Annotated in this window: 1 protein-coding gene; it reads left to right on the top strand. The window is 54.2% G+C overall.

Annotated features, from left to right (window positions below):
* Position 1 precedes the first annotated feature (1 nt).
* Positions 2-345 (top strand): Phenylacetic acid catabolic protein (locus tag MXD62_RS10550; protein WP_368862385.1); only part of this gene is annotated, 344 nt, incomplete at its 3' end.

The raw sequence follows: 345 nt of genomic DNA, 5'->3' as shown, positions 1-345 counted from the left end.
GATAGAATCTGCCGAACGGGCAAAAGAACATCCCGAATATCTGGCTGCTTTGCAGGAATTGTTGTTTCAGTTGGCGGACGACGACTTTTTGCTGGCTTACCGCGGTTCGGAGTGGTTGGCGCTGGCCCCTCATATCGAGGAGGATGTGGCCTTTTCCTCTATGTCTCAGGACATGATGGGCCATGCCGTGATCTGTTATGAGATGCTGGAAGAATTGGGAGCGGGCAAAGCCGATGACCTTGCCCAACTCAGAGAGGCGCATCTTTTCCGCAACGCGATTATGGCGGAACGCCCGAACGGCTCAGGAGAGTATGCGAACAATCCGCAGTTCGATTGGGCATACGC

This window comes from Frankia sp. Mgl5 (assembly GCF_023242985.1).
Classification (GTDB): domain Bacteria; phylum Actinomycetota; class Actinomycetes; order Frankiales; family Frankiaceae; genus Parafrankia; species Parafrankia soli.
Note: the sequence above shows the minus strand (reverse complement) of the source record. Positions and strands in the feature narration are given on the sequence as shown.